The following is a 23,968-nucleotide window of genomic DNA, read 5'->3' on the forward strand; positions in this document are numbered from 1 at the left end:
GGCGTTGAGGTGTTCGTCGGCGAGGCGGGCGAACTCCTCGGTGGGCTTGTGGCGGCCGGACTCGACGTGGCTGACGTAGGACGGGTCGAAGCCCATGGCCAGCGCTAATGCCCGCTTGGACATGCCGCGTACTTCCCGCCACCGGGCCACCTCGGCCGCGAAGCCCTCGGCCGCCTGCTCGACGGTGATCTCCTCGCTGTGCGCGTCCATCGAAGCCCCGCTCCGCGTCACTTGGTGGTGAGCATGAATGAACCGTGAGTGATCCAAGTTCATCATCCCGTCACGGCTCGCGTCGCCGTTTTCCTTCCCTCAGCGGCCCGGATCGACTCCCGGGCGGATGAGAGAGGAGACGCAACCATGCGCGTGCTGTACCTGCTCAACATCTCCAACCCCGACCGGCTGTCGGCGGATTCGGGGTGGATCTTCGCGGATCTGCTGGCCCCGTCCCTGGCGGACGCCGGGTCGGAGGTGACCGTCGCGGCCCCGGCTGCCGCCGGGGATGCCCGTTGCGGTTTCCATCGGACGAAGGTGCCCGGGACGAAGTACCGGGCCCGGTTCTCGGCGGACATCGACGAGTTGGTGGCCCTGATCGGCACGGAGAGGCCGGATGTGGTGGTGGCCAACCAGATCGAGGAGGCCCCGGCCATCCGTACGGCTCTACTGGAGGCCCGGTCGGACGCGCTGCTGGCCGGGTACTGCCACTACCTGCCGTTCTCGTTCGCGGGCGGCGGGCAGATGCTGCTCGACCCGTCCCTGGACGACGCGGGACTCGGGCGGCCGGTGCTGCTGGCGTTCGCCGCCGGCCTGGCCGCGTGCGACCGGGTGATGGTCCACTCGTCCGCGGCCGCCTCCTGGGTGTCGGCCGCTGCCGCCCGGATGACGGTGGACCTGGGCGACCGGCTGCGGGTGGTGCCCGCACCGCGTGACGAGCGCCTGGTCCGCGACCCCGCCACCGTACGGTCCGCCACCGACGCGGGCGGCGCGATCGGCGTCTACAACCACCGGCTGTACGCGCACTACGGCACCGAGCAGTTCGTGGACCTGGCCCGCCAGCTCAGCGACTCCGGCACCGTGCGGCTGCGGGTCATGGACCTGTTCGGCCAGCGCCGGGCCGAGCGCAAGGGCCTGGACGACAGCCCCGAGAAGATGCGCGAGAAGCTCGCCGCGCTGCCGCACGTGCAGGTCGTCTCCGACCGTGGCGACCGCATCCGCTACAGGAACCTGCTGGCCGGCGCCCGCTTCGGCATCGCCCCGTTCAGGCACGGCTGCCCCTGGTCCATGAGCGTCATCGACTGCCAGGGCATGGGCCTGCCCGTCATCTCGCCCCGCCTGGGCTGGCTCGCCGAACACATCGAGCCCGAGCTGTGCTTCACCACCCCTGCCGAAGCCGTCGCACTGGCCGAACGCCTCGCCACGGACGACGAGTTCCACGCCCTGCACGCCAAGCGGGCGCACGCCTCCACCGCCGACTTCACCCCCGCCCTGGTCGCTGCCCGCTACCTGGAGGCGATTTCGTGACCGGCTTCGACGCCGTCTTCCTCTCCTACGACGAGCCGATGGCCAACTCCCTGTACTCCCGGCTCCAGCGCACCCTCGGCGGCACGGTCAAGCGCCTGCACGGGGTCCACGGGATGCGCCGGGCCTACCGGCTGTGCGCCGAGGTCGTCGAGCGCGAGCAGTTCTTCCTTGCCGACGGCGACTTCGCCATCGACACCGACTTCGACCCGGCCGCCGTCGCACCGATGGACGAGGGTGTCTCCATGCGGGTGTGGCAGGCGGTCAACCCGGTCAACGGCCTGACCTACGGCTACGGCGGCCTGAAACTGATCCGCCGCAGCGCTCTGCGGGAGATGGGCGACGCCGTGGACGTACTCGCCGCCCTGCCCGGACGGATCGAATTCGCCCAGCACACCGCCGGGATCACACGGTTCAACCAGAGCCCCTTCCACGCCTGGAAGGCCGGTTTCCGCGAGTGCGCGATGCTCGCCCGCGGCAGCGAGTACGGCATGGCCGACGGCGACGCCCAGCGGCGAGTCGAGGCGTGGACGCTCAGCCGCAGCGGCGAGTTCGCCGCCTACGCCGCCGCCGGGGCCCGGGAGGGTGTCGACTTCGCCCGGCAGGCCGCGCGTGACCCGCAGCGGTTCGACCACCTCAACGACCCCACGTGGCTGCGGGAGAGGTTCACCGCCGCCCACGGGGACCAGGCGGTGTCCGGATGACCGGCCCGCTCGTACTGATCGAGCCGTACGCGAACCGCCTGGGAGGGCACCACCAGCGCACACTGGTGGCCCTCGCCCAGGCCCGGCCCGGCAGCCTCATCATCGCACCGCACGGGATTGCCACCGAGGCGGTACGTGCCTTGCGTGAGGCGGGCGCTCGGCTGGTGACCGCACCCGCCGGGCTGGCGGCGACCGTGCTGCTGGCCGTTTCCCGGGTGGCGGCGGGGTTCTCCGCGGCCGGACAGCGCGTATTCCGTTCGCGCCGTTGGCCCCGCCGTCTGCGGAGGGCGCCGCACCAGATCACCCTCCTCGCCCGCTGCCTGGCCGAGGCGTCCGCCCTGCGGTCCTCGCGGCGGCTGGAGTCCGGCGCCGACGCGGTGGTGATCCTGACCGCGAGCGAGGCCCTGCACGGGGCCGCCGCCCTCCTCGGCGGGCAGCCGCACCTGCGGTTCGTCCACGAGGCGGTCACTACCGAGGACGCCGTCGTGCGGCTGCTGGGCCGGCTCGCCCGCCGGGGCGAGCAACAAGTTGTCGCCGTGTACCCGACCCAGGCCGTCGGCGATCAGTTCGCTGCGGCCTTCGCCGACCTGCCCGCGGTGGTGGGTGCCTTCGCGGTCGACGACGGCCGCCGCCTCAGCGACGCCGAGCGCGAAGGAGGCCGGGCCGCATTCGACATTCCAGCCTCCGAGGCTGTGGTCTGTCTGGTCGGCGGCTGGTGGCCCTACAAGGACGTCACCGTCGTCGACACTGCCCTGGACCAGCTCAAGGAGCCCCTGCACCTGGTGGTCACCGGCTCCTTGCTCGACGAAGCCGTCCTGCAGCGATGGCGGTCCCTGCCCGATCTGCGGGTGCACACCGTGCCCGGCCCCGTCAGCGACGCCGTGCTGCGGCTCGTGTACGCCGCCGCGGACGCCGCCCTGGTCACCCGCCGCCCCGGGACCGGCAAGGAGTCCGGACTCGTCATGGACGCCGTCCGCCTCGGCATCCCCCTGATCGTCTCCGAGCACGACGGCGACCTCACCGCCCGCCTGCACGGCCAGCCCTGGGCCCTGACGTTCCCAGCCGGCGACCCGGACGCCCTCGCAGACGCCCTGCACACCGTTATCCGCCAGCCGCCCCCGCTGCCCGGACCGGAGGCCCTGGGACTGCTCGGGATGCGGTCGGCCGCCGAGCAGGCCGACTTCCTCACCCGCACCTTCGCCCCCTTCCGCACGCAGGAGTCCTGAATGCCGAGCACGCCTCCCGCCCTGATCGCTGTCATCGGTCCCGTCGAGCCGCCGCTGCTGACCGCCTGGGCCCGCCACTACCGATGGCTGGGCATCGAGCGGTTCCTGATCGCCTTCCACTTCCCCGACCACGTTCCCGCCGCCCAGAGGCACGAACTCCAGGCCGCCTGCCGAGCGCTGGGCATCATCCCCACCGGCACCAGCACCGGCCCCTGGCACGAGCACACCAACACCCAGCTCCGCGACGCCCTGCGGCATCGGGCCGGTCCCGGCTGGCACCTACTGGCCGACGCTGATGAGTTCCAGCAGTACCCCTCCCCGCTGAAAGAGGTGATCGCCCAGGCCGAGAAATCCGGCAACCCTGTGGTGGGCGGTCTGATGCTCGACCGCGTCGCCGCCAGCGGATGCCTGACCGGCTGGAGGCCCGAAGGCGGACTCGATCTCGCCTATCCCCTCGGCGGCCACCTCACCCACCGGCTCCTGCACGGCGACCCGAGAAAGATCGTCCTCGCCCGCCACGACGTCACCGTCTCCTCCGGCAACCACCGAGCTCCGGGCCACCGGCCGGACACGGACCACATCTGCGCGGTTCACCATTTCAAGTGGCGCTCGGGCGTCCTGGACGACCTGCGCCGCCGGGTCCAGCACTTCACCTCCGGCACCTGGCAGGAACACACCCCGGCCGTCCGCGACGAGGCCGGACGCCTGCTGGCCCACGTCGGACGGCACAGCGGCGTGATCAACACCAGTGATCCGCGGTTCGCCTTCCGCCGGGTGAGCCTGGACCGGATGCCCTTCAGTTGGCCCTCCGAGGCCCGCAGCATCTTCTCCGCCTGGCGTCCGCATGCCCACAGCGGCCAGGATTGACAGGCAGCACCCGCGCTCGCGGACACCATGTCGCGGAAGGACGACCACGTGCCCCTCGCCGTACTCCTGGCCGGCCTCACCGGCTCCGGGAAAACCACCGTCGCCCAGGCCCTGGCCGACCGCGGCTACCTCCGGCTGTCCGTGGACGAGGAGGTCCACCGCCTCCACGGCCGGTACGGCGTGGACTACCCCGAGCACACCTACTTCGAGCGTGAACGCCCCGTGGTCGAAGCGATCCGGGACCGGTTCATCAAGGAGATCGAGGCCGGCAACGACGTCGTCCTGGATCACGGCCTGTGGCGCCGTGCCGAGCGTGACGCGTGGCGGCAGGCCGCCCGCGAAGCTGGCGGCCTGCCCGTGGCCGTCTACCTGCCCGCCGACCGCGACGAGCTGCTGCGGCGCCTGGCCGAGCGCAACGCACGCGAGGACGCCAACGCGCTGACCGTTACCCCCGAGGCCCTGGACGACTTCTTCGCCCGCTTCGATACCCCAGCCGACGACGAGGACGTGATCGTCTACACCGGCGACCTGGACGTACTGGTGAGCGCGCTCGCCGAGGCCCGGGGGCGGTAAGGCCGCCAGGGTCTTGGTCCGGAGGTCAGCGGTACGGCCCCGTACGGGGCCGTACCGCTGCGAGCAGCGGGCAGGCGGCGGACCTACCCGACTCCACGTGAGGCTCGCGGTGGGTGTGTCAGCGTCGCCGCACCTGGGGCGAGTGTGGTTGAGCGGCCGGAGCAGCCGGTGGTGATTATCGAGCGCACGCTGGTCGGCGGCCTGTCGCAGGAGCTGCTTCGGGTCGTGCCCCGCCTTCTCTGCGTCCGCGAGCACGGCAGCGAGTGCGTCGAAGGCCGGGTCCTCCAACACCTGTTCTGCGTGATCGGGCACTGTTTGCCGGATGAGGAGGATGTGCCGCCCCACTACCTGCGTGGGTGGCCTGCGCTGGGCGAGCACGGTCAGCGGCGCGACGGCAGTTTGTTCGTAGGCGGCCCGCAGATGGACCAGGGTCTGGTGGGCTGCGACGACCTGTTGGTCGTGGTGGCGGAGCTGGTGCCAGCGGGCGGCGGCGATGACGACGAGGATCGCGGCGTCAAGGGACATCGCCAGTAGGGCGCCGTCCTTGGGGGCGGGCTCGCGGACCATGGCCCGCACGGCGCCGCGCAGGGCGCGGGCGTGCTGGTGCTCGGCCTGGATGCGGGAGCGAGTGGCGCGCTCGAACGCCTCAGCCGCCTGACGGAGCTGGGGCAAGATTGCCTGGGGTGCGCGAAGGGGCAGGGCGTCGAGGGCTTCACCGAAGGCAGCCAGGTGGGCTTGGGCCGCTGTGTCATCACCGTGCTCAAGGCGATGGGGGATGCGTTCCGCGGCGGCGGTGGCTTGGTGCCACGGGTTGGTCTTGCGCGGGCCTTGTTGCGGTTCGATGGCGTCGAGGCGCTTGCGGATCTTGGGAAAGGACAGGTCGGGAGAGAGTTCGGATCCTGAGTACCAGACCGGCTCCTGCACGGCGTTGACGTCGCCTTCGAGGGAGACGGTGTAGCCGCGTACGTCTCCGGACGGGAAGTGCTTGACGTCGACGAGGATGCCGTCGGTGTGCTCCAGCAGGTAGACGAACTCCTCGGTGCTGGTAGCGGCGGCCACCACGGTGCGCACCGTGGTGCGCAGGCGTTCGCGGGCGGTTCGGGCCTGGTCGGCGCGCTTGGCCTTCTCCTGTTCGGCGCGGGTGGGTCGCTTCGCGGCGGTGCGGTCCCCGCGCACGATCTGAAACAGCCCGTATTCCTTCTCGATGGCGGCGAGTTCGCGATCCGCGGTGAGGTAGTCGTTCCAGTGCCGTGCGGTGCGCAGATCGGCGCGGACGGTGGTGGCGGCGATGTGGATGTGGTCCGGCGCGTGCCGTACGGCGACCCAGCGGCAGCCGTCCGGGTCGCCGTCGGGGGCGATGCCGGTGGCGGCGACGACGCGGCGGGCGATGTCGCTCCACTCCTCGTCGCTGAGGTGACGGTCGGTCTCGGCGGCGCGGATCGAGCAGTGCCACACGTGTTTCTCGGGGGCACGGCCGAGCCGCTCGGCCTGCTTGACGTGCAGGTCGAGGTCGGCAACGAGAGCCCTCTTGGTGGCGTCGAAGTCATCGGCGCGGCCGGGGTCAGGGGCGAAACCGTCCCAGGAGGCGACCAGGTGCGGGTCGGTGTGGCCCTTCTTCCTCGTGTCGTACAGGTAGCGGATCAAGTCAGCGGTGTTCTGGCCGCCGGTGATCTTCGCGATCATCGGGCCGCCTTGTGGCTGACGGACTGGTTCGCGGCTGCCGCTATGTGGCACACAGCCTCACCGACCGCGTCCAGGGCCCGGTCGGTCTGGGTCAGCAGGTCGCTGTCCCCAGGGTGTGGATGGCCTCCGGAGTTGAGCTTCTTGGCGATCTGGTTGACGTTGTGGCCGATGAAGGCGACCTCGCGGCGTAGGGCGTTGAGTTCGTCGATGTAGTCGTCGAGTTGGGTGCGCTGGCCGGGCACAGTGAGGTCGCCGTGGACGTGGGCGAGGGCGACGACGGCGACGTAGTGGGCGCCGCTGACGTTCAGCGACCTGGCCTTGGCGAGGATGGCGGCCTTCTCCTCGACGCTGTAGCGGGCATCGACCCGCTCCTTGCGTCGGCCGCTCGGGTCAGGCTTGCGACGTCGGGCGACACGGTGCAGGGCGGCGACGTCGGCAGCACGTGGCAACGGCGCGTCGGCAGCGGCGGCGATGTCGGCGTCGGCAGGCTGCTCATCCTCGGGCACCCCCTGGTGCCCGAGTGCCTCCGCCACCCCCGGGGCGGAGGCTTCCCCGTGAGGCCGGCCTGTGGACGGTCCAGCGGGATACCTTGCTGACGCGGTCGTGGGTGCTGTGTTCGTGATCATCTCCGGGTGTGCGGTGGGCAGTTCGTGCTGTGGTGCGGGCATGGCGACCTATTCGGTGGGGTGTGGATCGGGGAGTGTGGCGATGTCGGGTCGACTCGTCGCCGAAGGGAGACTCGTCCCCGCGCTGACGTGCGCGGGGACGAGAGATGCGGGACGCGGTTGGCAGCGGCCGGTGGTCAGGAGGCGATCGCCGCTGGCGCGGTCTCGCTCGGTTCGGCTGCTGCGGCTTCGTCGAGTTCGGCCTGGAGCGCGTCCTTGACGCGTTCCGCCTCGTCCTTGCCGATCGTGCGGCCGGTGCTCCGAACCGCGTCCTCGATGTGGCGGCGTGAGGCTTTGCCTCCGCGTCCACGCGGCGCATGGCGGGCGAGGGCGAGCAGCTCGGGGTCGATGGGGTCCGTATCCGCTTCGTCGTCCGCACGGGAAGTGGCGGCGGAATCTGCCACATCGGCAGCCTCTTCCGCCACGTCTGCCGAGCCGTCCGCCACCTTGAGGCGCGTGGGCAGGTGGACATCGGAAGCGGCGCCGCTGGAGACCGGCTTGGCGCCCTCCTGCTCAGCGGACAGTGCGAGGTCACGCTGGATGATTTGGTAGAAGTGCACCGCGCCGGCCAGGGCGAGTGGTGGGAGCGCGGAGAGCACTGCCACGGTCCAGTCGTCGAGCTTTAGGCCGCCGCCCAGGGCCTGCTCGTTGAGGCGTACGGCGTGGAGCGCGTTGGCCCAGATGCTCAGCGCGGTGGCCAGGCTGACGAGGATCCACACGTATATGCGGGCGGCCGTGGACGCGGTGCGCACCAGGAGCAGGGTGCCGATGCCGATGGCGATGAACCCGTCGATGACGAGGGGGAAACCGATGGCGAAGATCGGGCGGATGTGGGCGGCGACGGCCATCTGCCGCAGGGCGTCATAGGACAGGACGAAGCCGATGGTGCCGAGCAGGGCGATGCCGAAGCGGATGGCACCCGTCTTGGGCGGAGCAGATTCGGGTGTGGTGGATGCGTGCGGGGGCAGGGGAGACCTCCGGTGGGGTGGGGGCACCTGCGAGCAGACGGGGCAGGGCGCTGTGACCGTCGTGGGGTGCTGGGACTCGTATCACTCGTCGCGTGCCTGGTCAGCGCAGGTACGAGTGGCGTGGTGATGTCGAGACGACTCGTTGCGCCTCTTTCACTCGTCCCCGTGCTGACCTGCGCGGGGACGAGTGATGCGAGTGGAGTCGGGTCAGACTGCGGTGCCGGGCAGCGGCCCGTCGGCCGGCGGAGCAGGTGCGTCAGCCGCCTTGGGCTCGGGGCAGTAGCGGGCCCAGGTGTCGAGGAATTGGTTGCGCGCGAAGCCCTTGGCCTGAGTGCCGTCGGGGAAGCGGCGGTTGGCCGAGCTGATGCCGTACGGCTTGAGCAGCAACTGCAGGCCGCGCGGGGTCAGGCCGTTGGCGCCGTATTCCGCCCACGGTGCTTCCCTGTCCGCGTTGAGCGCCTCCAGCAGGTGCTTCGTGCTCAGCACGGCCGGGTCGCCGACGGCGGCGAAGGCGCGGCGGATGCCGACGAGGAGGCGGGTGCGCAGGCCGCCCTCCTCGTCCTGGCCGGCCTCGTAGTCGGTCATGGCGCGGCAGGCGCTGCGGGCGAGCGTGGGCCAGTCGCCTCCGGCGAGGTCGGCGATGATGACCAGCGGTTCCCAGGTGTCCGCCGCGCGGTCCTCGACCGGCATGGGCGGCTCCATCTCTATGGCCTGCGCGTACAGCGGCTGCAGCCAGGAGTGAAGGCGGGCGCGGATCGCGTTCAGGGCCGGGGTGTCCCGGCCGGTGCGGAAGGAGGCCACCTTCTCGCCCGCCACGCGGCGGCGCATGCGGATGACTACCGCCCGGTCCTGGATCGTGTCGGGGAGATCGCCGATCCCGGCGAGCGCGGCCATGGCGAAGGTGGGGAACTCCTGCACCTGATGCTCGGGCCCCGACACCCGCAGCGTCGGTCGGCCACGCTGGTGCCCGGCGTTGATCAGGCCACGCACCTCCTCGTTCTTCTCCGCGGCCCTGGGGCTGCTGAAGAGGGTGTCGGCCTCGTCGACCAGGAGGGTGGGCGGGTCATCCCCGTCGATCGACCGGAAGATCGCCGCCGCACTGGCGTTGACCGTGATCAGGCGGTTGTGCACCGTCTCGGTCACCACATCCAGCAGCCGGGACTTCCCGCACCGCTTCTCCGGAGCGACGATCGCCAGGCGCGGTGCGTGCTGCCACGCACGCTGCAGATGCGTCGCCGCGATCCACAAGGCCACCGCCGTCACGGCCTCCTCGCTGGGCATCGCCACGTACCGCTTGATCTGCGCCCGCAGATCAGCCAGGATCTGCGCCGCCTCGGTCAGCGGTGGTGACGAGGTGGCGTCGTCACGGTCCTCCTCCGCCGGAGGCGCGGCGGAGCCAGCCGGTTGGCCGGGCACGGCAACGGGAGGCCACGACGTGCCGTGGCCTTCGGGAAGGGATGGCGTATTCGGCTGGGCATCGGTCATACTGGGCATCAGCTCCTCTGCTTGCGGGCCATATGGGACGGCAATCCCGGACTCCGCAGGTTGATCGCTAGGGATGGCGGTTGAGAGGTTTGCGCTTGAGCCCCCGGCTTCGCCGGGGGCTTTTTTCATGTGACGTCCGGTCGTGCGGGCTCCTCGGGTGGGCGTGGGGTGGATGCCACCACTATGCCACATAAATTGCGGATCGCAGAAGCATTTTGCATCTCGCAGTGAGGGTGCTACTGTTTAGGCTGCGCTGCAAACCGCAGTGCGTTGCTACGAACGGAAGGAGGTGGCGGTGGCGGAGGAGGAACCGTCCGAGGGCGTCCTGCTCAGCGGCGAAGCGAACGTCGCAACCCGCATCAGGGTGGAGCGCGAAGCGCGCGGCTGGAGCACCAATGCCCTGTCCGACCGGCTCAACGAGGCCGGCTTCGACATGAATCCGTCCGCGGTCTGGCGGATCGAAAACGGGAAGCGCCGCATCAACCTCGACGACGCCATCGGCTTCGCCGAGGTCTTCGGCATCGACCTGCGCAACCTCGTCGGGCCACCCCAACTGGCGGCCAAGGCTCGCGCCATGGAGCTCATCGACGAGGTCGTGGACGCTTTCCGTGCGACGCAGAGAGCCAACATGGCCTTCACGGAGGCGCGCGAAGCGCTCGACGCCTATCTCGCCGAGCAGCCCGACATTCGCGAGGAAGCCGACCTCATGGTCCAGAGCGCCATCGCGGAGGAGGCCAGCAAGACCATGGTGAAGATGCACGGTCCTCCGCCCGGCGACCGCGACGGCCACCTCACCGACGAGGCATAGCGTTCGGCACCCCTCCCGACCTGGACCCGCAAACCCCCAGGCCGGGCACCTCACGCACATCCCTAGCGATCGACCGGCGGGTCGGCGTTGCCGCGCCCTATACCCGTCAGAAGAGGACCCGTCCCTTGCGTCAACCCGTGATAACCCCTGCCTCCGAACCGGCTTCGCCCGCCGAGCCCGACCTGCCGCGCCTCTACGTCCCCGAGGAAGTCGCCGCCGTCCTCGGCTGCTCCGCCTGGTGGGTCAAGGACCGCGCCCGCCGCCGGCTCATTCCGTTCACCCGCGTCGGGCGTGCTTACCGCTTCTCGGACGAGCACCTCGCGGAGATCATCCGCATGCACGAAGAGCGCCCAGCCGTGCATGCGCAGCGCCCCGTCGTCGCTGCTGCGCCGACGCGTAAGTCTCCCGCTCGGCACCGGCCTGATGCGGCGGTGCCCGCCGTCCGGCTCCAGGCCCGGCCGCCGCGCCGGACGGCCAAGTCCCAGTACGGGCCTGCTGCTTAACGCACCCCACACGACAGAAGGGAGGGAAATCCGTGGGGTACGCGGAGAAGCGCAGCGGCTACTGGCGTGGCCGTTACAAGATCGAGGACGGCAAGTACGGCACCGTCGCCGATTCCACGGGCGCCGTGGTCAAGTTCGCCACCAAGCGCGAGGCCAAGCAGGCCGCAGACGCCGAAGAGGTGACCGTTCGGCGTGGCCAGTGGCGCGATCCGGGTCTCGGACAGGAAACCTTCGGCGAGTACGCGAGCCGCTGGTACGCCGCCCAGGACCTGGCCGCCTCGACCATGCAGAACTACAAGCGCCACATCGAGGAGCACCTGCTCCCCGACTTCGAGGACAAGGCGCTCTCGGGCATCCTGCGTACGGACGTCGAGCTGTGGGAGAAGAAGGAGCGGGCTGCGTACGCGGCCTCCAGCGTCAAGACGTGGCGCGCGACGCTCCACCTGATCTTCGAGGACGCGATCGACGAGGGCCTGATAACGTCGAACCCTGCGGCCAGGCGGCGCGGACGGGGCAAGCGCGCCGGCCGCTCCCGTGACCGGGGCCCGGAGAAGGTCGTCACCGACGCGCTCGGCATCCTGCTCACCGCCGAGCGGGCGGCCCTGCTCTCCGGCCGCGACGACGAGTTCGTCGCCACGGTCCTCAAGGGCTACACCGGCAAACGGTGGGGTGAAATCGTCGGCCTGGAAGCGGAGTTCGTCCGGCCTGGCGCGTTCCGCGTCGAGTGGCAGCTGTACGAGCTGGACACTGGCGAGCTGGTGCGCTGCCCGCCCAAGGACGACAGCTACCGCGACATCGACTCGACGGACTGGCTGTCGGCCCTGGTCTTCAACCACATCGCCCGTACGAAGCCGACCCCCTGCCCCTGCCACGGCAGGACGTACGTCTTCCGAGGCCAGGGCGCGGCGCGCACTGGCAGCCACCAGGGCGCCAAGCTCGTCGACGTCGCACGCCGCGCCGGAGTCTCCACCGGCACGGTCTCGAACGTCCTCAACCATCCCGGCCGTGTACGCGAGGGCACCCGCATTCGCGTCGAACTCGCCATCGGGGAGCTGGGGTTCGTACGAGGAGGTGTCACGTCGGAGCCTGCGGCCCACTGGCGTCGAAACGGCTTCGCCACCTGGCTGTTCACCCCGGCGGTCTCCGGCTGGTACCCGAAGAAGGCGCCACAGGAGGCCCGCCCGGTGCCGATCCTCGGCGAGCCGTGGCCTGGCATCCCGGCCCGAGGCCGAGGGTCAGCCGCCCGGGCAGACGCCTGCTGGCTGCCCATCGCGAAGGGCCTCACGCCGCACGGGCTTCGCCACACGCACCGGACGATGATGGAGGACCTCGGCACCGAGAAAGTGCTCATGGACGAGCGCATGGGCCACATTGACGGCTCGGTCTCCGCCCGCTACGCCCATGTCACACCGGGCATGCGTCGACGCCTCTTGCGAGGGCTGACCGAGCAGTGGGAAGCGGCGCTCGACGCGCGCCGATCTATGTGCCCGAAGTCGCCGGTAGAGGCGCTTGACCGGCTACTCGGAGGGCGTGCCTAGGACATACGAAGGCGAAGAGCCGCGGTGTCCCCGGTGGCGCACCGTACCGGGGACACCGCGGTGCCTGCGTGATGCCATGGACCGATCGGACTCTCCTGAACGTTCTCCTCGACTCCCGTCGTGGGCAGGGCGGCCCCACTGAGCGCCGACGGCATTCAACAGGGGGCTCTGTTGCTGTGCTGTCACCCATCAAGTCCCGGCGGGCCTCCGTCTGCTGAGGGTGATCTTCACCTGGTGGTTGTGCTCGGCATGCCCGAGGACCTCGCCAGTGACGTGGGTGCCGACCTGGGGCAGTTCAGCATCATGAGGCATCGACGAGATCTCGGCCAGGCCGATCGCGTTCAGGGCACCGTCGATGCGCAGGAAGACGCCGAAGGGCTGGCGACCGATGACTTCGCCGGTCACTTGGGTTCCCACAGGAAGCGCCTCACACGTCGCTGGCCAGGCGGCCTGGGCCCTCGCGCCGAGCTCGATGCCGTCGTCGGGCCAGGAGTACTCATTCATCCCCGACTTCTTCCCTTAGCGCCTCTGAACGGGCGAACGTGACAACCAGCGTGCCTTCGTGACAACCATCGCGCCTCGGCTCAACGAAGTGGGTATCTCGTACGTGTGACCCCGCGAAGTTAGCGCCTCACGTCTACACTCTCCAGATATTCGATACGGAGCGTGTTGACTTCGTGCCGGTACGTCGTCAGGAAATCTCGAAGGGTCACGAGCTTTCCCCCGTAGGTGTTGAGACGCCAGGCCATGGCGAACTCTGGGGCGTGGGATGAGTATCGGGTCGCCTGCCCGTCCTCGACCAACCAGAGTCCGCGCTCGTCTTCTGGGGTTGGCGGCCCAGGATGGCCGCTGAAGATCTCAAACATCATGTAGCGCAGCCCAAGGCGGCGAACCAGATCCAGATCAGTCATCCAGGTGGTGCCGCCGTATCGAGTCGTCATCCAGCTCACCGGATCGCGATACACCTCGTGGACGTAGTGATGAAAGCCTGGCGCACCCCCAGTGCTGTTTGCACACAGCCGACCCTCGGCGACGGAGCGGCTTCCGTCGGGGAAGCGGGCGACGGCTTTGATGCGTGGTTCCCACAGGGTGAGCTCATCCGGCCATCCATAGATGAGGGTCTGAATCAGGTCGCAGGGGTTGTAGATCCACAAGACGACGTCGATGTCGCCTGGCTGCTCGGCAACTCGCTCCAGCCACGCCCGGACAAGCATCTCCCACTCGGGGTTGCCACCGAGGCTGGTCATGGCCTGATCCACAAATGAGTGCCACCGGCCGGTGATTCGGGGATTGGCGGAGCCGATGTACTTGGCGTGCCCGTCCCCGCGATCATGACCAGCCAGCATCTGCAGCCAGTCGCGTTCCTCATACGCCCCGTTACCCAGGGCAAACGCTCCAGTGCCCCGATACCCGGTGATCTCCCAATTGGGATCGCCTAGGAGAGTGCCCAGCACCCCCGGGTAAGCCGACCCGACTTCGACGCAGCGAACGCGCGCGTTGATTTCGCACAATGCCTCGTACTCGGCCGGGTGCTTCGCACCGTACCCGTCCACTTCCGGGGAGTTCGACAACGCGCTCCCCCACTCCACGGTGCCGACACCCAGGTACAGGCCGTAATGCGCGCTGACACCGTCCTTGGCGCTGACGCGTTCGAAGTCGGCAGCAAGGAGGTTGGGCGCGCCGATCTCGGAAGCGATCTGCCGTATGTGCTTCCATCCTCGGTCTCGGTCCTGGGGGCTCGCGTAGAGGTAGATGCCGTGCACCGGTGTGACGTACTGCTCAGGCGACGATGGAAGCATCGCGACGCGCTCAGCGCTGAGTGTCCGATCGTCACACACCTGGAGTTCGTAACCGCGAAGGTCATGGCTCCAGTCACGGGCCATGTTGCTCACCGGAACGAGTAGTTCGCGCCAGTCGGTCGACACGATGAGGGCACGGATGCGGTCAGGCGCGACCTGCTTGTCGCGCTGGAGCAGCTCTGCGTACTTCGCGACCTCGTGCAACGCCTCACGCGATGTGGACGTAGCACGCTTCAACTCGATGATCACCCACAGGCCGTGTCGGTCACGAGCAAGGATGTCGATCCAGCCCCTTGTACGGAGTGGCGGGTCGCTCAGCGCAAACTCGCATCGGACGAGGGTCAGTCCTGGTTCGAGAACGTCCAGCTGCTCCGCCAAGAGGTCCCGGAGCTCACGTTCGAGTAACGCGGTCATGAGCGAAGACAGTAGCGGTGCGGGCTGACATGGAGCCCAAGGTGGCGGGAACTCACCGCGCGGCCGATCCGCCTACCTGCGCCATTCTCGGCAACGGCTGTACCCAGAATGACGATGCCTCAGTGTCGACGCCGAGCAAGCGTGGGATCGGTTCGCTCGATCGCCGCGTAGGTCTCGGATGTCTTCGCCTCCAGGAGCCCTATCCGCGCCGCCGCAGGGTGTTCGGCTCCGCGCAGTAGTTCTTCGGCACGGCTTGTAGCGCGACGCGTGTGCCTCGTCAGCCCGCATGTCGGCGTCCGTCCTCCGTTGTCCGGGCTCGTCGATATTGCTCAGCACTGACAGGCACGTCGCGTTCGTCGAACGAGCCCCCTCCGCGGCCCATGTCCACAGGCATGACGGAGCTCCCAGGCTCGGAGTTCTGAGGCACCTCCACGGTCGAGTCGGCGACTGGTCGTTCGCGAACGTGCAGGTGCGGGTCGGCGCAGCTGAGACATGTTGCTAATGCTCGACGATCACCTGTTGGGAGACGCCGACCAAGATCTTCTCCCGGACTTCTCCCAAACGATCACCGGAGACGCAGGAAGGGCCTGATCCGTTGCCGGATCAGGCCCTTGACCTGGTACTTCACTGTCGGGGTGGCGGGATTTGAACCCACGACCTCTTCGTCCCGAACGAAGCGCGCTGCCAAGCTGCGCTACACCCCGATGTCGCTGCTTCTCGCGGCGACATCGTTTACTTTAGCCCACTGGTGGCTGGAGACGAAATCCGGTTTTCGGGCGGCGGCGGATCGGGTCCGGGCGGAGGTGGTCGGCGGCGACCAGGAGGAGGGCCACGACGAAGAACGCCAGGCCGAGCAGGAGCGCGTTGCCGAGGACGCTCTTGTAGCCGAGGTGGCCAGCGTCCAGGAAGGGATAGAGATAGCGGCCCTCCCGTCCCGGCGGGATCAGCGCTCCCCGTGCCAGGGAGAAGATCAGGTACGCCGCCGGGTACAGCAGCCATCGTGTCGCGTGCCGCAGGCCCAGGGGGGCCGGGTGGGTCAGTAGGAGCCAGTCCAGCAGCGCCGCGGCGGGGATCGCGGTGTGCAGTACCTGGTTGGCGAGTGCCGGCCAGCCTGTGAGTGCGTCGGTGGGGCCGGTCATCGAGAACGTGCCCGGTTCGTTCACCAGGACCACGTGGTAGAGCAGGCCCGCGATCAGGGTGTAGAACAGCGTGCCGCCGGTCACCAGCGGCGGCAGCGGGCGGCGGGCCGTCCACGCCCGCCATGCCGACAGCGCGAAGACCGGCGCGACGAGCACGCCGGTCTGGATCGTGAAGTAGCTCAGCACCCGACCCGGACTGAGACCGAGGACCAGGTCGACCGCCACGGCCGCCGCGGTGACGAGTGCCACCAGCAGGCGGTAGGCGGCTGTCACCGGGTGGCGGACCGGGGTCATCACGGCCGCCGCGGGGACGTCGGACGGCAGCAGCGTCGGCATGCCCGGTACCGCGGGCAGGTCCGGGATGTCCTTGGGTATCGGGGCGATCATGCCCTCACGCTAAGCGAATCGGGCAGAACGGGCGATACGGGTGATCCGGGCGGGTTACCGTCGCTTGGATCCGGGCGGAGGATCCGGGCGGAAGCCGCTATTTCCTCGGCGCCAGCGTCAGCAGTGTCGCCTCGGGCGGACACGCGAACCGCACCGGCGTGTAGCGGTTCGTCCCACAGCCCGCCGACACATGCAGGTACGACGTGCGGCCCTCCGCCGTATGCCGCGACAGGCCCTTCACCCGGTCGGTGTCGAGGTCGCAGTTGGTGACCAGGGCGCCGTAGAGGGGGATGCACAGCTGGCCGCCGTGGGTGTGGCCCGCCAGGACCAGCGGATAGCCGTCCGCTGTGAACGCGTCCAGGACGCGCAGGTAGGGAGCGTGGACCACACCCATGGAGAAGTCCGCCGCCGTGGAGGGGCCGCCCGCCACATGGGTGTACCGGTCGCGTCTGATGTGGGGGTCGTCCAGGCCCGTCAGCTCGACTTCCAGTCCGTCGATCTTCAGCGTCCCCCGGGTGTTCGTCAGGTTCAGCCAGCCCGCCGCGTCGAAGCCGTCACGCAGGTCCTCCCAGGGGTTGTGGACGGCGCCGACCACGGGTGCGTTGCCGTTCAGGCCGTGGCGGCCCCTCGCCTTCTCCACCAAGTAGCGGGCGGGGTTACGCAGTTTGGGGCCGTAGTAGTCGTTCGAACCGAAGACGTAGGCTCCGGGGAACTCCATCAGCGGGCCAAGCGCGTCCAGCACCTCCGGCACGCCCTCCGGGTCGGACAGGTTGTCCCCGGTGTTGAGTACGAAGTCGGGGCGCAGGCCGGCCAGTGAGCGCAGCCAGCGCTGCTTCTTGCGCTGCCCGCTCACCATGTGGATGTCCGAGACCTGGAGCACGCGCAGCGGGCGCGCCCCGGGGGGCAGCACCGGGACCGTCGTCCGGCGCAGCCGGAAGGAACGGGCCTCGAACCCGGCCGAGTACAGCAGTCCGGCGGCGGCGACCGCCGTGATTCCCAGGGGTGCTCCGTATCGCGCGCGCATATGACCATCGTGTCAGAACCAGAAGGGGGCCGCGCACGCCTGTGGACAGCCGCGGCCGGCCGGCGGAGGCCGTCGGACGACTCGCGCGGGCCCCCTCGAAATCGGTGGGCGGACGCACCGTCACGCCTGCGACAATCAAGCCATGACCACGCTCAAGTCGAAGCTGCAGGAAGACCTCAACGCCGCGATCAAGGAGCGCGACGAGCTCCGCTCCTCGACGCTCCGGCTGACGCTCGCCGCGATCACCAAGGAGGAGGTCGCGGGCAAGGAGAAGCGCGTGCTCTCCGATGAGGAGGTCACCAAGGTGATCACCCGCGAGGCGAAGAAGCGCCGCGAGGCCGCCGATGCCTTCGCGCAGGGCGGGCGCACCGCGCAGGCCGAGCGGGAGAAGGCGGAGGGCGAGGTGCTCGCCGCGTACCTGCCCAAGCAGCTGTCCGACGACGAGCTGCGGCAGATCGTCGCCCAGGCCGTGGAGGAGGCGAAGGCGGCCGGCGCCGAGGGCCCGCGCGCGATGGGCCAGGTCATGAAGATCGTGAACCCGAAGGTGGCCGGTCAGGCGGAGGGCGGCCGTGTCGCCGCGGTGGTCAAGCAGATCCTCGCGGGCGGCTGACGGTTCGCTCCTGATCAGCGCGTACGACGACGGGGCGCCTCTCCGGCCGAGGGGCGCCCCGTCGTCGTACAGGAAGCGCAGGAGCACGGGGAGTACAGAAGCACAGGAGGTATTGGAAGTCTCGGAGCCCCCGCAGGCCCTCCCGAGGGACTGCGGGGGCTCCGGGAGCGCGGGTGCTATCCGCGCAGTCCGCCGTTTCCGTTCCCGCCGTTTCCGTTCCCCTGGATCCATCCCTCGGGGATCGAGAAGCTGGGTGTCGGGAGTCCGCCGCCTCCGGCTCCTCCGGTGATCAGGCCTCCGATGGTCTGGCCGCCGTTGCGGTTGCCGTTGCCCTTCCTGTCCCCGTTCTTGTCGCCCCCGTCGGGGATGGGGTCGGGGATGTCGACGAGGGAGAAGTCCTCGACCGGCTTGCCCTCCAGGGCGCCCGTCATCATGTCGCGCCAGATCGGGCCCGGGACCTGGCCGCCGAAGACCTTCGCGTAGGTGACGCCGCCGATGGTGATGTTCGTCATGCGCCGCTTGTGCGCCGGGTCGCCGACCCACACCGCGCCGGCCATGTTCGGCGTGTAGCCGACGAACCAGGCGGCGTAGCGGTAGTCCGTGGTACCGGTCTTGCCCGCGCTGGGACGATCACCGAGGCCGGCCTGCTGACCCGTACCGTCCTCGACGACACCCTTCAGGATGGTGGTGACCGTGTCCGCGGTGTTCTCCGACATGGCGCGCGTGCACGTCGACTTCGGCACGCTCAGGGACTTGTGCTGGCCGCCGACGGTCCGCGTGATCGACTCGATGGCGACCGGAGTGCAGTACATGCCGCGGGAGGCGAAGGTCGCGTACGCGTTCGCCATCGTCAGCGGCGACATCTCCTGGGTGCCGAGCGCGATCGACGGGGCCTCGGTGATCTTCCGGCCGTCCGCGCGGTTCACACCCATCTTGCCGGCCATGTCTATCACCGGGCAGATGCCGATGTCGCTGATCAGCTGCACGTAGTAGGTGTTGACCGACTTGGCGGTCGCCTCCTTCATCGCGTACGGGCCGCGCTCCGACTCGTTCTCGTTGGTGAGCTTCCAGTTCTTCGTGTTCAACCACTTCCTGCCGCCACAGGCCGCGACCGGGCTCGGGTACGGCATCTCGTACGGCGACGAGTACTCCTGGGTCGCCGACTTGCCGCCCTCGATGGCGGCCGCGGCCACGATCGGCTTGAACGTCGAACCGGGCTGGTAGCCCGCGCCGCCGCCCATGGACCTGTCCACCGACAGGTTGATCTGCGTCTCGTCCTTGCCGAAGCCGTACGGCCGGGACTGGCCCATGCCGAGGATCTTTCCGGTGCCGGGCTCCACGATGGTCGCGGCCGTGGCTACGTCGTCGCTCTTGTTGACGTGGTCCTTGATGGACTGCTGCACCGATTCCTGCGCCTGCGGATCCAACGTCGTACGGATCGTCAGGCCGCCGCGGTTCCAGATCTTGGCCCGGGTCTCCCGGTTCTTGCCGAACACCGGATCGTTCAGGAACACCTCGCGCACGTAGTCGCAGAAGAAGCCCGCTCCCCTGACCGCCGTGATGCAGCCGTTCTTCGGCCGGCTCACCTGCAGCCCGAGGTCCGTCTTCTTGGCCTTGTCCGCCTCGGCCTGCGAGATGTCGTGCACCTCGGCCATGCGCTGCAGCACCACGTTGCGCCGCTTTTTGGCCTCCGCCTCGTCGTTCACCGGGTCGTACCGCGTGGGCGACTGGACGAGGCCCGCGAGGAGCGCGGCCTCCTGGAGGTTCAGGTCCTTGGCGTGCTTGGAGAAGTAGCGCTGGGAGGCCGCCTCGACGCCGTACGCCTGCTGGCCGAAGAACGTGATGTTCAGGTAGTTCTCGAGGATCTTCTTCTTGCCGAGCGTGTTCTCGATCTGGATCGCGTACTTCAGCTCGCGGATCTTGCGGCCGATGGTCTGCTGGGTGGCCTGGGCGACCTTCGTGGGGTCGTCGCCGGCTTCCTCCACGAAGTAGTTCTTCACCAGCTGCTGGGTGAGCGTGGAGGCGCCCTGGGCCACTCCGCCGTTCTGCGCGTTCTGGTTCAGTGCGCGCAGGACGCCCTTCAGGTCGATCGCGCCGTGCTGGTAGAACCGCGAGTCCTCGATCGCGACGATCGCCTTCTGCATGTACGGCGAGATGTCCTTGAGGTCCACCACCGTGCGGTCGCGCGAGTAGACCGTCGCGATCTGGCCGCCCTTGTTGTCCAGGATGGTGGTGCGCTGGCTCAGCTGCGGGCTCTTGAGGTTGGCCGGGATCTCGTCGAATCCCTGGACCGATCCCTTGGCCGCGAGCCCGAGCGCACCCGCGGCGGGCAGGGCGATGCCGGCCATCACCGCCCCCGCGAGCACGCTCACGCCGAGGAACTTGGTGGCCTGCTGCACGGGGGACAGCCCCCCGCCCGAGCGCTTCTTTGGCATGAGGGCAGCCTACGTTCTCGTTCGCCGGACACGCGTATATGCCTTGGCCTAAGCTGCTCTCAACTGTCACAGCAGTAGGGCCACGTATCAAGTACGTCCGGCGATCCCGAATCGTTCCGGTGTTCCCCCGACTTTTTGTCAGATGTGTGCCCGAATCCGCCCTGTGTGTCAGCGGGCGTCCGTTGTGGCACCACTGGACCGTCCCGGTTTGCCCGGAAAGTCGCGTATGTCGCCAGCTCACTCCCCCGGGTGATCTGCCGCTTACCCATAGTCCGTTCGGGCCATTCAAGATTGGGCCCCTCGGGGGTGTTGCGCTGTGCCCACCTTCCGTAACGTCCTCAACTGGCGGCGGTGAATATGCCGCTGCCGCCGTGGGGGAGCCTCGATTCGGGAGAGGACGGCGCCGGTATGGGCTGGGTAACCGACTGGAGTGCGCAGGCGGCCTGCCGCACTACCGATCCGGATGAACTGTTCGTTCAAGGAGCAGCGCAGAACAGGGCGAAGGCGGTGTGCACCGGGTGCCCGGTACGCACGGAGTGCCTGGCCGACGCGCTGGACAACCGCGTCGAGTTCGGCGTGTGGGGTGGCATGACGGAGCGGGAGCGCCGCGCACTGCTGCGCAGGCGGCCGACCGTCACATCGTGGCGTCGCCTGCTGGAGACCGCGCGTACGGAGTACGAGCGCGGGGCGGGCCTGCTGCCCCTCGACGAGGAAGAGGCGTACGAGAACTACGCGGCGGTGGGCTGAGCGCGTCCACTGCGGAGTGTCCGGAGCGCGGCCGGCAGGTGTGCCACGGTCGGCGCGGTCATACGCCATGGGCGTCCCGGGCACGCCGTCACGCGGCTTCCTGCCAGCTCGCAGGCGGGCCTTTCGGGCATTCCCCACGGCCTCGCGCCATGCCCACGGCCCGTATGCGGTGTCGTCTCGGGCCCGCGGGCTCGGGACTCGGCCCCTGAGCGCCCGGTGCCGGGGTCCGCACGCGACCGCAGGCCGGACGTCGGGTGCGACCCCCTTCACCGGGAGCCGCGTCACGTGCCTCACCACGGGCGTCTCGTGCGGACGTCTCGCGCGTGCGCCTGACACGCCGAGGAAGCGCCGCACGTGCCGAAGAGGAACGCGGGCTGCCGACTGGGCGGGCCGCCGCCGTGGCAGGCGACCCCGGCGCCCTCACGCGGGCGCCTCGCGTGTCTCCGGGGGCTCCGGTCGGTTGGCCGCGAGGCGGTCCCCGATGTCCCGTAGGCCCGCGAGGTCATGGACGTCGCCGGGCAGTGCGGCCACCTCCGCCACGGCCACCTCGGGGTGGAGCGCGGTGAAGCGGTCACGTGTGCGCTGCTCGCGGGAGAGCAACTGCATGCGTTCCGCGTGCAGCCGCAGCAAGCCCGCGGTGAGTTGTTCGATGCTCCGATCCGGATCCGTGGGGGCGGGGGAGCCTGCGTCGGGAACCGGTGCAGCGGATGAGGGAGATTCTGAACTTCCGTGCGTGTCGGGAGAGTTACGAAGTCCAGCTTTCCCGCCCTTCTGATCCACAATGCGGGACCCCTCAAGATTTTCGGCGTTGGGCGGATCGGCGGCGAGGTCCAGGTTCTCCGCGGCGGCCAGTGCCCGCTCGGCCGACAGATGGGCGGCGCCGCTTCCGTGCACCCGGTTGAGCACCAGACCTGCCAGCGGCATGTCCTCGGCGGCCAGTCGCTCCACGAAGTACGCGGCCTCGCGCAGTGCGTCCCGCTCGGGGGCCGCCACCACCAGGAACGCGGTGCCGGGCGCCTGCAGCAGCCTGTACGTGGCGTCGGCGCGCGTGCGGAACCCGCCGAACATGGTGTCCATGGCGGCCACGAACGTCTGGACGTCCTTCAGGAGCTGGCCCCCGAGCAGCTTCCCCAGGACGCCCGTCATCATCGTCATCCCGACGTTCAGGAACTTCATCCCCGCACGGCCGCCCATCTTCGCGGGGGCCATCAGCACCCTGATCAGCTTGCCGTCCAGAAAGGACCCGAGGCGCTTGGGGGCGTCCAGGAAGTCCAGCGCCGAGCGTGAGGGCGGTGTGTCGACGACGATCAGGTCCCACTCGTCCCGCGCGCGCAGCTGCCCCAGCTTCTCCATCGCCATGTACTCCTGCGTGCCGGCGAAGCCCGCGGAGAGCGACTCGTAGAAGGGATTGCTCAGGATGGCGGCCGCCCGATCGGGGTCCGCGTGCGCCTCGACGATCTCGTCGAAGGTGCGCTTCATGTCGAGCATCATGGCGTGCAGCTCGCCGCCCTCCGCGTCCTCGACGCCCTTCACCCGCCGCGGGGTGTTGTCGAGCGCGTCGATGCCCATCGACTGGGCGAGACGGCGGGCGGGGTCGATGGTGAGCACGACCACCTTGCGGCCGCGCTCGGCGGCCCGCAGCCCCAGGGCCGCGGCCGTGGTCGTCTTACCGACGCCGCCGGAGCCGCAGCACACGATGATCCGGGTCGTCGGGTCGTCGAGGAGGGCGTCGACCTCCAGGGCGGGTACCGGGTTCAACGCGCGCACGGAGCCGGTGTCGTGGGGGTGTGCCGCATCGGGTGCGGAGGCCGTGCCATCGCGCGGGGGGGCCGGGTCCGAGCTCATGAGATCCCTTGCTGACGCAGTTCCGTGGCAAGTTCGTACAGGCCCGCGAGGTCCATGCCCTCGGCGAGCAGCGGCAGTTCGTGCAGCGGCAGGCCCAGCTCCGTGAGCACCGTGCGCTGCTCGCGTTCCAGGGCGAACCGCTCCGCGTACTCGTGGGCCTGCTCCAGCAGCGGGCCGACCAGCCGCTCCGCGAGCCCGCCGCGGCGCGCACCGCCGAGCCCGGCGCCCGACAGGGACGTGGCGATGGCCGTCCGCGGTGCCGTGCGGGCCAGCTCCAGCTCCGGCTGGCCCAGGACCGAGGGCCGCACCATGTTCACGATGATCCGGCCCACCGGCAGTCCGGCGGCGCGCAGCTCGGCGATGCCGTCCGCGGTCTCCTGGACGGGCATCTCCTCAAGGAGCGTCACCAGGTGCACGGCCGTCTCCGGGGACTTCAGCACCCGCATCACCGCCTGGGCCTGATTGTGTATCGGGCCGATCTTGGCGAGACCCGCCACCTCGTCGTTCACGTTCAGGAAGCGGGTGATGCGCCCGGTGGGCGGGGCGTCCATCACCACGTAGTCGTACAGGAACCGGCCGCCGCGGTCCTTCCTGCGGACGGCCTCGCACGCCTTGCCCGTCAGCAGCACGTCCCTGAGGCCGGGCGCGATGGTGGTGGCGAAGTCGATGGCGCCCAGCTTCTTCAGGGCCCGTCCCGCGCCGCCCAGCTTGTAGAACATCTGCAGGTAGTCCAGCAGCGCCAGCTCGGGGTCGATGGCCAGTGCGTACACCTCGCCTCCCCCCGGGGCGACGGCGATCTTCCGTTCCTCGTACGGCAGCGCTTCCGTCTCGAAGAGCTGCGCGATGCCCTGTCTGCCCTCGACCTCGACCAGAAGGGTGCGTTTGCCCTCCGTCGCGAGGGCGAGCGCGAGTGCCGCGGCGACCGTGGTCTTTCCGGTCCCGCCCTTGCCGCTGACGACCTGGAGCCTGCTCACGTCTTCGAGCGTAACCAGTCCGCGCTCGGCATACGCCGGAGGCTGTGGACAACCGCCCC

The 23,968-nt window shown here is 69.5% G+C and carries 21 protein-coding genes, 1 tRNA gene and 1 pseudogene; 10 read left to right on the top strand and 13 right to left on the bottom strand.

What is annotated here, in order from left to right; genetic code table 11:
* Positions 1–210, bottom strand: a 210-nt coding sequence (locus ACFSL4_RS34970; protein WP_381091857.1) for a helix-turn-helix domain-containing protein, incomplete at its 3' end; no start/stop codon positions are given.
* A gap of 147 nt (positions 211–357) precedes the next feature.
* Between ACFSL4_RS34970 and ACFSL4_RS34975 the strand changes: the two genes are divergently transcribed.
* Genes ACFSL4_RS34975 through ACFSL4_RS34995 form a run of 5 tightly spaced genes read left to right on the top strand, consistent with a single transcriptional unit; the run spans position 358 to position 4,885 of the window.
* Positions 358–1,518 (top strand): glycosyltransferase, encoded by a 1,161-nt coding sequence (locus ACFSL4_RS34975; RefSeq protein WP_381091859.1) that lies wholly within the window; start codon positions 358–360, stop codon positions 1,516–1,518.
* Entirely contained in the window at positions 1,515–2,219 is a 705-nt protein-coding gene (locus ACFSL4_RS34980) for a hypothetical protein (protein ID WP_381091861.1), read from the top strand. Before ACFSL4_RS34975 ends, ACFSL4_RS34980 begins: the two co-directional genes overlap by 4 nt.
* Entirely contained in the window at positions 2,216–3,445 is a 1,230-nt protein-coding gene (locus ACFSL4_RS34985; RefSeq protein WP_381091863.1) for a glycosyltransferase, read from the top strand. The genes ACFSL4_RS34980 and ACFSL4_RS34985 overlap by 4 nt, the downstream gene beginning before the upstream one ends.
* Positions 3,446–4,312 (top strand): glycosyltransferase family 2 protein, encoded by an 867-nt coding sequence (locus tag ACFSL4_RS34990; RefSeq protein ID WP_381091865.1) that lies wholly within the window; start codon positions 3,446–3,448, stop codon positions 4,310–4,312.
* Between the two features lie 48 nt (positions 4,313–4,360).
* Positions 4,361–4,885, top strand: a complete 525-nt coding sequence (locus tag ACFSL4_RS34995) for a P-loop nucleotide/nucleoside kinase family protein (RefSeq protein WP_381091866.1) — start codon at positions 4,361–4,363, stop codon at positions 4,883–4,885.
* A gap of 42 nt (positions 4,886–4,927) precedes the next feature.
* On the opposite strand, the pseudogene ACFSL4_RS35000 reads toward ACFSL4_RS34995, so the two are convergent.
* The 4 genes and pseudogenes from ACFSL4_RS35000 to ACFSL4_RS35015 all read right to left on the bottom strand — a co-directional run.
* Positions 4,928–6,568 (bottom strand): annotated as a pseudogene (locus tag ACFSL4_RS35000) (relaxase/mobilization nuclease domain-containing protein); the annotation flags it as partial.
* Entirely contained in the window at positions 6,565–7,101 is a 537-nt protein-coding gene (locus tag ACFSL4_RS35005) for a MobC domain-containing protein (protein WP_381091868.1), read from the bottom strand. The gene ACFSL4_RS35005 and the pseudogene ACFSL4_RS35000, both read right to left, overlap by 4 nt.
* Positions 7,102–7,370: 269 nt before the next feature.
* A complete protein-coding gene (locus tag ACFSL4_RS35010) occupies positions 7,371–8,228 on the bottom strand; it encodes a DUF2637 domain-containing protein (protein ID WP_381091869.1) in 858 nt (285 codons plus the stop codon).
* A gap of 180 nt (positions 8,229–8,408) precedes the next feature.
* A complete protein-coding gene (locus ACFSL4_RS35015) occupies positions 8,409–9,686 on the bottom strand; it encodes a DUF3631 domain-containing protein (RefSeq protein ID WP_381091912.1) in 1,278 nt (425 codons plus the stop codon).
* A 295-nt stretch (positions 9,687–9,981) separates the two neighbouring features.
* On the opposite strand from ACFSL4_RS35015, the gene ACFSL4_RS35020 reads away from it, so the two are divergent.
* The 3 genes from ACFSL4_RS35020 (at position 9,982) to ACFSL4_RS35030 (ending at position 12,535) form a co-directional block, all read left to right on the top strand.
* Positions 9,982–10,494, top strand: a complete 513-nt coding sequence (locus tag ACFSL4_RS35020) for a helix-turn-helix domain-containing protein (protein ID WP_381091871.1) — start codon at positions 9,982–9,984, stop codon at positions 10,492–10,494.
* A gap of 137 nt (positions 10,495–10,631) precedes the next feature.
* Positions 10,632–10,997, top strand: coding sequence for a helix-turn-helix domain-containing protein (locus ACFSL4_RS35025; protein ID WP_381091873.1), 366 nt, complete (start codon positions 10,632–10,634; stop codon positions 10,995–10,997).
* Between the two features lie 32 nt (positions 10,998–11,029).
* Positions 11,030–12,535, top strand: a complete 1,506-nt coding sequence (locus tag ACFSL4_RS35030) for a LacI family DNA-binding transcriptional regulator (RefSeq protein ID WP_381091875.1) — start codon at positions 11,030–11,032, stop codon at positions 12,533–12,535.
* A 189-nt stretch (positions 12,536–12,724) separates the two neighbouring features.
* Here ACFSL4_RS35030 and ACFSL4_RS35035 read toward each other — a convergent pair whose 3' ends face one another.
* The 5 genes from ACFSL4_RS35035 to ACFSL4_RS35055 all read right to left on the bottom strand — a co-directional run bounded on the left by ACFSL4_RS35035 (position 12,725) and on the right by ACFSL4_RS35055 (position 17,298).
* Positions 12,725–13,039 (bottom strand): S1 domain-containing protein, encoded by a 315-nt coding sequence (locus ACFSL4_RS35035; RefSeq protein WP_381091877.1) that lies wholly within the window; start codon positions 13,037–13,039, stop codon positions 12,725–12,727.
* Positions 13,040–13,158: 119 nt separating this feature from the next.
* Positions 13,159–14,748 carry an endonuclease NucS domain-containing protein gene (locus ACFSL4_RS35040; protein WP_381091879.1) on the bottom strand — a complete coding sequence of 530 codons (1,590 nt, stop codon included), beginning with the start codon at positions 14,746–14,748 and terminating at the stop codon, positions 13,159–13,161.
* A gap of 630 nt (positions 14,749–15,378) precedes the next feature.
* A tRNA-Pro gene (locus tag ACFSL4_RS35045) sits at positions 15,379–15,452 on the bottom strand.
* Between the two features lie 33 nt (positions 15,453–15,485).
* Complete coding sequence (locus ACFSL4_RS35050; protein ID WP_381091881.1) at positions 15,486–16,274, bottom strand: Pr6Pr family membrane protein; 789 nt, start codon at positions 16,272–16,274, stop codon at positions 15,486–15,488.
* Positions 16,275–16,371: 97 nt separating this feature from the next.
* Positions 16,372–17,298 carry a metallophosphoesterase gene (locus ACFSL4_RS35055; protein WP_381091882.1) on the bottom strand — a complete coding sequence of 309 codons (927 nt, stop codon included), beginning with the start codon at positions 17,296–17,298 and terminating at the stop codon, positions 16,372–16,374.
* 142 nt (positions 17,299–17,440) lie between these two features.
* On the opposite strand from ACFSL4_RS35055, the gene ACFSL4_RS35060 reads away from it, so the two are divergent.
* Positions 17,441–17,908 (top strand): GatB/YqeY domain-containing protein, encoded by a 468-nt coding sequence (locus ACFSL4_RS35060; RefSeq protein ID WP_381091883.1) that lies wholly within the window; start codon positions 17,441–17,443, stop codon positions 17,906–17,908.
* A gap of 176 nt (positions 17,909–18,084) precedes the next feature.
* Here ACFSL4_RS35060 and ACFSL4_RS35065 read toward each other — a convergent pair whose 3' ends face one another.
* On the bottom strand, positions 18,085–20,343 hold the full coding sequence (locus tag ACFSL4_RS35065; protein WP_381091885.1) for a transglycosylase domain-containing protein: 2,259 nt from the start codon (positions 20,341–20,343) through the stop codon (positions 18,085–18,087).
* A gap of 408 nt (positions 20,344–20,751) precedes the next feature.
* Here ACFSL4_RS35065 and wblA point away from each other — a divergent pair, with 408 nt between their 5' ends.
* The gene (gene wblA / locus ACFSL4_RS35070; RefSeq protein WP_365161015.1) at positions 20,752–21,090 is read left to right on the top strand and encodes a transcriptional regulator WblA; all 339 of its coding nucleotides are present in this window, start codon (positions 20,752–20,754) and stop codon (positions 21,088–21,090) included.
* Between the two features lie 420 nt (positions 21,091–21,510).
* On the opposite strand, the gene bagB is transcribed toward wblA, so the two are convergent.
* Complete coding sequence (gene bagB / locus ACFSL4_RS35075) at positions 21,511–22,935, bottom strand: ATPase BagB (RefSeq protein WP_381091887.1); 1,425 nt, start codon at positions 22,933–22,935, stop codon at positions 21,511–21,513.
* Positions 22,932–23,909, bottom strand: coding sequence for an ATPase BagA (bagA, locus tag ACFSL4_RS35080; protein WP_381091889.1), 978 nt, complete (start codon positions 23,907–23,909; stop codon positions 22,932–22,934). The genes bagB and bagA overlap by 4 nt, the downstream gene beginning before the upstream one ends.
* Positions 23,910–23,968 lie beyond the last annotated feature (59 nt).

Source organism: Streptomyces caeni (genome assembly GCF_042678285.1).
In the GTDB taxonomy this organism is placed as follows: Bacteria; Actinomycetota; Actinomycetes; order Streptomycetales; family Streptomycetaceae; genus Streptomyces; species Streptomyces caeni.